This window comes from Limnoraphis robusta CS-951, assembly GCF_000972705.2.
The window spans coordinates 1-5972 of sequence record NZ_LATL02000208.1 but is presented as its reverse complement, the minus strand read 5'-3'; the positions used below and the strand labels follow the sequence as shown (position 1 = coordinate 5972).

6 protein-coding genes and 2 pseudogenes are annotated in these 5972 nt (G+C 42.8%); 5 read left to right on the top strand and 3 right to left on the bottom strand.

Features of this window, described 5'->3' with window-relative positions:
• The 5 genes and pseudogenes from WN50_RS17825 to WN50_RS17800 form a co-directional block, all read left to right on the top strand.
• Nucleotides 1-241, top strand: a 241-nt coding sequence (locus tag WN50_RS17825; RefSeq protein WP_049560072.1) for a PEP-utilizing enzyme, incomplete at its 5' end; no start/stop codon positions are given.
• 473 nt (nt 242-714) lie between these two features.
• On the top strand, nt 715-1317 hold a 603-nt coding region (locus WN50_RS17815; protein ID WP_053221545.1), incomplete at its 5' end, for an SGNH/GDSL hydrolase family protein.
• A 127-nt stretch (nt 1318-1444) separates the two neighbouring features.
• Nucleotides 1445-1619, top strand: a pseudogene (locus WN50_RS17810) (2Fe-2S iron-sulfur cluster-binding protein); the annotation flags it as partial.
• Nucleotides 1620-1656: 37 nt separating this feature from the next.
• Complete coding sequence (locus tag WN50_RS17805; RefSeq protein ID WP_046278463.1) at nt 1657-2670, top strand: succinate dehydrogenase/fumarate reductase iron-sulfur subunit; 1014 nt, start codon at nt 1657-1659, stop codon at nt 2668-2670.
• Nucleotides 2667-2858: a chlorophyll a-b binding domain-containing protein gene (locus tag WN50_RS17800; protein ID WP_046278464.1), complete on the top strand. Its 192-nt coding sequence runs from the start codon at nt 2667-2669 to the stop codon at nt 2856-2858. Before WN50_RS17805 ends, WN50_RS17800 begins: the two co-directional genes overlap by 4 nt.
• A gap of 475 nt (nt 2859-3333) precedes the next feature.
• Here the strand turns inward: WN50_RS17800 and WN50_RS17790 are convergent, their stop codons facing one another.
• The 3 genes and pseudogenes from WN50_RS17790 to WN50_RS35405 form a co-directional block, all read right to left on the bottom strand.
• Nucleotides 3334-4002 carry a PPC domain-containing protein gene (locus tag WN50_RS17790; protein WP_049560067.1) on the bottom strand — a complete coding sequence of 223 codons (669 nt, stop codon included), beginning with the start codon at nt 4000-4002 and terminating at the stop codon, nt 3334-3336.
• 106 nt (nt 4003-4108) lie between these two features.
• Nucleotides 4109-5027 (bottom strand): annotated as a pseudogene (locus WN50_RS35410) (PPC domain-containing protein); the annotation flags it as partial.
• A gap of 1 nt (nt 5028) precedes the next feature.
• On the bottom strand, nt 5029-5755 hold a 727-nt coding region (locus WN50_RS35405; protein WP_235441013.1), incomplete at its 3' end, for a S1C family serine protease.
• Between the last annotated feature and the right edge of the window lie 217 nt (nt 5756-5972).

The following is a 5972-nucleotide window of genomic DNA, read 5'->3' as shown; positions in this document are numbered from 1 at the left end:
AAAATCGATTTTAGTTGTTCCTTATACAGATGCAGGTTGGGCGCCTTTGTTAATAAATGCTCAAGCGATTATTTCTGAAGTGGGTGGACAACTTTCTCATGGTGCAATTATCGCTCGGGAGTATGGAATTCCAGCCGTGATGAATATTCCGAATGCGATTTCTCGGTTTAAAAATGGTCAACGTGTACGAGTGGATGGTTATCAGGGAACTGTAGAAATTTTAACCGAGGATGGAGTTTGAAAAGACAAGAGTAAGCAAGCACAATAAATGTTATCAATGACTGATTTTAACTTAGAATGATCAAAGATAAATTTAGACTAGAGGAGTGTAAGAAAAACGCCTGTTATGAATCAAAATAACGTTAAAATGACTTCGTTTGATTTTAAAATATTACCCCATAAAAATTTTATTCGGGCAATTTCTGGATTATTTACAGTGGGATTAATTCTCAGTATCCCCTCAACTCCTATTGCGGTTGAACTCACTCCCGCACAACAAGTAACTCCCCTCGAAGGAAAACAAAAAATTATTTTATTGGGAGATAGTATTACCCAAGCAGGCGGAAATTATGGCGGCTATGTATGGCTGATGCAACAATATCTGAATACCCTCTATCCTCAGTCAAAAATTCAACTGATTCAAGCGGGAGTTTCCGGTCAAACTTCAGGAGATTTACAGGTAAGATTTCAACAAGATGTTTTAGAAAAACAGCNAATTATGGCGGCTATGTATGGCTGATGCAACAATATCTGAATACCCTCTATCCTCAGTCAAAAATTCAACTGATTCAAGCGGGAGTTTCCGGTCAAACTTCAGGAGATTTACAGGTAAGATTTCAACAAGATGTTTTAGAAAAACAGCCGGATTTGGTGACGATTAATGTTGGTGTCAATGATATTATTAAAAGTCTCAAAAATTCCAGTACCGAACAGCAAAACACGCAAAATATAGAAGTTTATCGTCAGAATTTAACGGCAATGGTGCAAGCAGCACAATCGCGAAATATATCCGTTTTGTTATTGTCACCCACTATTATTACTGAAGATTTAAACAGTCGAGAAAATATCCGTTTGCGTGAATATATAGCGGTGATGCGAGAGGTTTCTGCTCAAAATAGATGCAAATTTCTTGACCTAAATCTTCCCTTTCGAGATGTTATTTTAACCTATCAACGTTATGGAGGACAAGCCCAAAATATCTTAACTCGAGATGGGATTCATCCAAATTTAGCAGGTCATCAGATTTTGGCTTATACCATCTTACGCAGTTGGGGAATTCCTGAACAACAAATTCAAAAGTTACAAGTGATCGAGTAATTCACTTTGATGATATTCTGTCGAGCATTTTCTAAAGAAATCCTAGATTTTCAATCAGAATGATCACGGCAATTGCCAATCCCTCAGACAGTCCTTATACTGAAAAATAAAGCCTCACTCAAAAAATATGGAAGTTCAGTTTAAGATTATTCGCCAAACTCAAGACAATAGCCCCCATGTTCAAACTTACAAGCTGGAAGTCGATCCCGGAAATACAATTCTTGACTGTCTCAACCGCATTAAATGGGAAATAGACGGAACATTAGCCTTTCGCAAAAATTGCCGCAATACCATTTGTGGAANTCCTTATACTGAAAAATAAAGCCTCACTCAAAAAATATGGAAGTTCAGTTTAAGATTATTCGCCAAACTCAAGACAATAGCCCCCATGTTCAAACTTACAAGCTGGAAGTCGATCCCGGAAATACAATTCTTGACTGTCTCAACCGCATTAAATGGGAAATAGACGGAACATTAGCCTTTCGCAAAAATTGCCGCAATACCATTTGTGGAAGTTGTGGAATGCGAATTAATGGCCGTTCAGCATTAGCTTGTAAAGAAAATATTGGTAGCGAATTGGCTCGTTTAGAAAAAATTGCCGCTTCCAGTTCCGTTGAGAATGCTGCGAACAAAATTCCTGAAATTACCATTGCTCCGATGGGAAATATGCCCGTGATCAAAGATCTTGTGGTGGATATGAAAGGATTTTGGGGAAATCTAGAAAAAGTTGAACCCTATGTTAGCACCCAGAGTCGAGCCATTCCCGAACGAGAATTTTTGCAGACTCCCGAAGAACGAGCCAAACTCAACCAAATGGGGAATTGTATTCTCTGTGGGGCTTGTTATTCTGAATGTAATGCCTTAGAAGTTAATCCCCAATTTGCAGGCCCCCACGCCCTTGCAAAAGCCCAACGGATGCTTGCCGATAACCGTGACGATCGCACTCTGGAGCGCATAGAACAGTACAATCAAGGAACAGAAGGCGTTTGGGGCTGTACTCGCTGCTACAACTGCAATACCGTCTGTCCGATGGAAGTCGCCCCACTGGATCAAATTACCAAAATTAAACACGAAATTCTCGAACGGAAAAATGCAAACGATAGCACCCCCATTCGTCATCGTAAAGTGTTAGTGGATTTGGTGAAACAAGGGGGTTGGGTAGATGAACGCAAGTTTGGTATTTTAGTGATTGGCAACTATCTGCGTGATGTTAAAGCATTGCTCGGTTTAGGACCGTTAGGGTTACGAATGCTCAGTCGAGGTAAGTTTCCCTTGAGCTTTGAACCGTCTGAAGGGACAAAAACCGTGCGATCGCTAATTGAATCTGTTCAACGCTTGGAGCAGCAAAAATGAGTTCTTCCACTCCTCCGACTACAGACTCCAATCCTCCCCCAAACTCAACTCCCTGGGAACCCGCTTTTGGTTGGACTCGCTATGCCGAGCAGATTAATGGTCGCTTTGCTATGCTGGGTTTTGTGATTCTTTTGGGACTGGAGTTTTTCACTGGCCAAGATTTATTCACCTGGTTAGGTTTGCGTTAAGATGCAAGGAAGCAGGAATGAGANCCTCCGACTACAGACTCCAATCCTCCCCCAAACTCAACTCCCTGGGAACCCGCTTTTGGTTGGACTCGCTATGCCGAGCAGATTAATGGTCGCTTTGCTATGCTGGGTTTTGTGATTCTTTTGGGACTGGAGTTTTTCACTGGCCAAGATTTATTCACCTGGTTAGGTTTGCGTTAAGATGCAAGGAAGCAGGAATGAGACGATTGATTACCACTCAATTTCTCATTCCTCATTTTCGATGTTCTACTTGATTGTCAGGTTATACTTGCCCCGTCCTTTATCATCGTAGGAATTAACAATCACCCGATAAGTTCCATCACTGGGCAAAGTTACTGTGATTTGAGAATTGGAATTGCTCTGACTAATATCATCATGTTCTTCGAGCAACTTATTATCCGGTGTGAAGATGGCTAANTTACCACTCAATTTCTCATTCCTCATTTTCGATGTTCTACTTGATTGTCAGGTTATACTTGCCCCGTCCTTTATCATCGTAGGAATTAACAATCACCCGATAAGTTCCATCACTGGGCAAAGTTACTGTGATTTGAGAATTGGAATTGCTCTGACTAATATCATCATGTTCTTCGAGCAACTTATTATCCGGTGTGAAGATGGCTAAATAAGTATCAAATTCACTACTATCTAGCGAAATCGTCACTTCTTGTCCCTGTTTGCCCTCGAAGCTGTACTCATCATACAAACTGCTATCAGAGGCTAATACAGAGTCACCCTCACCCAGCTCGCCTTGCTCGTTTAAAATGAAATTAGATGATTCTGGAGCCTCAGTCGGAGCTGGGGTTGGTGAGGGTGAGGGCGTTGGTGAGGGCGTTGGTGAGGGCGTTGGTGAGGGCGTTGGTGAGGGCGTTGGTGAGGGCGTTGGTGAGGGCTTTGGTGAGGGCGTTTCAGGAGCCGGTTCAGGAGCCGGTTCAGGAGCCGGTTCAGGTGAGGGTGTTTCCTGAGCCAAGATATTATCAACCTGAACCCCTTTGATCTCATCAGAATTCGCGTCTGTTGATCCGGCCAGACGAGACTGAACGCTTAAATCAGGACTGAGAGCATGAGCGGGAAAAACGGTCAGTAAACTAGCAATCACTGCCCAAAATTGAATTTGATGCATAAATAACCTCTATGGGACGGAAAATGGAAAGTCAGCCCAACTCAGTTGACGAGTTTGGACATTCACTCAGATCGGAGTGCCGTCTTGATCTCGAACAAGTAGATGTTTATCGAACGGTTAGCAGGTACTGACCTTGACCTGTACTATCATAGGCGTTGACGACGACTCGATAGCGACCTGTCATCGGTAAAGTGAGGGTCAAGACCGCATTTTTCTCGGACTGGTTGGCATCGTCATTTTCTCCCACAAGTTGACCGTTCGGGCTAAACAAAGCTACATAGGGATCAAAATCTGAACTTTCGAGTCGAATGGTCACAGCCTGACCTGCCTCTGCTTCAAAGCTATACTCGTCATACCGACTGCCATCGGAAGGAAGGACGGCATCTGTCCCATCTAAGGTTCCCTGTTCCTCTAAAATTAACCGATTTGAGCGATCAGAGGGATTGAGGTTTTCTGCCGCAATTCGTAGTTTTAATTGATAGTCCCCCGACTCTCCCGCTTCATAGGAATTTGCTAACAAAATATATTCGCCAGTGGCAGGTAGAGTAACAATAATTTTGGCATTCTTACCGCCACCACTATCATCATCTTGTGCCAATTCACTACCATCGGAATTCAGCAAAATTAAGTAAGAATCTAAATCCTGGCTGCTCATTTCGATCGCAATTTGCTGACCGGCTTTTCCCTCAAAAGAATACATATCATAGTAGCTTTTATCAATCGGCAAAATACTATTATTCTGATCGAGGCGACCTCTAACTTCGGGGCCATTCAGGATAATTTTTTTAGCCGATTGACCCGAAAATGCCAACGGTCTTTGAGATTGAGCCACTCGAGGCGCACGTCCTTCTTTGACCGCCTGCAAAAATGAGGGGATTTTATCAACCGAAATGGCAAAACCAATCCCAATATTACCGCCACTACTACCCCGTGTAAAAATTGCCGTATTGACGCCAATTAATTCGCCTTTGCTATTGAGTAACGGTCCGCCTGAATTTCCCGGATTAATCGCCGCATCGGTTTGANTTTTATCAACCGAAATGGCAAAACCAATCCCAATATTACCGCCACTACTACCCCGTGTAAAAATTGCCGTATTGACGCCAATTAATTCGCCTTTGCTATTGAGTAACGGTCCGCCTGAATTTCCCGGATTAATCGCCGCATCGGTTTGAATAAGATTGCGTTCTCCATCAATTCGACTAACAATTCCAATCGTAAATGTTCCTTGAAATTGACCAAAGGGATTGCCAATGGCAAAGGCGCGTTGACCCACTTTTACCGAAGCCGGACTGGCAATCGGAATCGTCGGTAAATTGCGAGCATTGCGAATTTTCAGAACCGCTAAATCTAGCCCATCTTCTCCATAGGCGATGACATCAGCTATCATTTCTCGACCATCAGCTAAGGTAACTTTGACCTCTCCACCGTGGGAAACCACATGAGCATTGGTTAAAACCGTACCATCTGGACTGATAATCGTACCACTACCATTGGCTTTTTCCGTGTCTATCGAAACAACAGCCGGACTCGCTTGTTCATAAACCCGAATATTCGTTTCTTCATCCTCACCTTGAGCCAGTAGTCGGTTAGACTTATAATTTACAGAGTTGGAGTTGAAATTGAGTTCATCGGCCGAGGAGCCTAAGTTGATTAGGGTTTTAGAGGAACTTCCATAAGCGACATTTACACTCAACGTTGTTCCCACAGCTAAGATGCCAGATGTTGCTAAACTCAAAAATTTTAGATTCATTGATCACTCCCGCTGAATTGACCACCGATATTAAGTTTTTCGNCCTAAGTTGATTAGGGTTTTAGAGGAACTTCCATAAGCGACATTTACACTCAACGTTGTTCCCACAGCTAAGATGCCAGATGTTGCTAAACTCAAAAATTTTAGATTCATTGATCACTCCCGCTGAATTGACCACCGATATTAAGTTAGGGGGTGGGTTGGAAAACGGGGCGGG

Coding starts and splice junctions, on each gene's coding strand:
- WN50_RS17790 (WP_049560067.1), bottom strand. CDS start 4,002: ATGCATCAAATTCAATTTTGGGCAGTGATTGCTAGTTTACTGACCGTT.
- WN50_RS17800 (WP_046278464.1), top strand. CDS start 2,667: ATGAGTTCTTCCACTCCTCCGACTACAGACTCCAATCCTCCCCCAAAC.
- WN50_RS17805 (WP_046278463.1), top strand. CDS start 1,657: ATGGAAGTTCAGTTTAAGATTATTCGCCAAACTCAAGACAATAGCCCC.